The organism is Oleiphilus sp. HI0080, from assembly GCF_001635135.1.
Genome location: NZ_LWFU01000860.1, coordinates 1 through 1,005, shown reverse-complemented (window position 1 = coordinate 1,005; position 1,005 = coordinate 1). Strand labels below are relative to the sequence as shown.

Here is a 1,005-nt window from a genome sequence, read left to right as displayed (position 1 = left end):
CAATCCCGTTCGCCCAGGTACACGGCATTACCATGTTGGTCAGCGAACACCTGGATTTCTATGTGACGGGGGCTGATCACGGCGCGTTCAAGAATCAACTCACCGCTTCCAAACGCATTTTCAGCTTCTGATCTGGCGGTGTTAATTTGCGCTTCTAGTTCACTTTCTTTGTGTACTAAACGCATGCCACGTCCGCCGCCACCAGCAGAGGCTTTCACCATCAAAGGGAAGCCAATTCGCGTGGCTTCGCTTAGCAGTGTTTCGATGTTTTGATCAGCGCCTTCATATCCGGGAATACAAGGTACCTTTGCCTCAAGCATGGCGATTTTGGATAAGCGCTTGCTCCCCATTAGTTCTATCGCGCCAGCAGGCGGGCCGATAAAAACAATGCCAGCTTCTTCACAGGCTTTTGCAAAACCTGAGTTCTCTGAAAGAAAACCATAACCGGGATGCACGGCACCGGCACCAGTTCGTTTGGCGGCATCAATGATTTTGTCACTCACCAGATAGGATTCATTCACGGCAGCTGCACCGATACAAACTGCTTCGTCGGCGGCAATGACATGAGGTGCGTAGCGATCCGCTTCACTGAAAACTGCGACTGTCTGATAGCCTAGGTCTTTTGCGGTGCGAATGACTCGAACCGCTATTTCACCTCGGTTCGCGATCAAGATTTTGCTAAACATTGTATTTGTTGTCTCCATTTCGTGGCCGCTTATTCGGCCCAGCGCGCTTTGCGCTTTTGAATAAATGCCATTGTGCCTTCTTGCCCTTCAGGGCCTTGCACGGCTTTCGCAAAGCTCTCTGCAGCGCCATCAAGTAGCGCGTTAAGGTCGGTCTTTCCAACACTGAGAATCAGTTCTTTGGTTATTCGATTAGCCTGAGGTGCGCAACTTTTTACTTGATCAAGCGCTGTATCGATCGCTGTAGCAAGCTCCTCGTTACTATTCACGCATTGATGCACAATACCAAGCTCTTTCGCTTCGGATCCTTTGAATCGCGCAC

At 50.2% G+C, this 1,005-nt stretch carries 2 protein-coding genes; both read right to left on the bottom strand.

Features of this window, described 5'->3' with window-relative positions:
• The coding region (locus A3751_RS17395) for a biotin carboxylase N-terminal domain-containing protein (RefSeq protein WP_304439047.1) at window positions 1-686 on the bottom strand (686 nt) is incomplete at its 3' end.
• 29 nt (window positions 687-715) lie between these two features.
• Window positions 716-1,005 (bottom strand): enoyl-CoA hydratase/isomerase family protein (locus A3751_RS23040; RefSeq protein WP_369821253.1); only part of this gene is annotated, 290 nt, incomplete at its 5' end.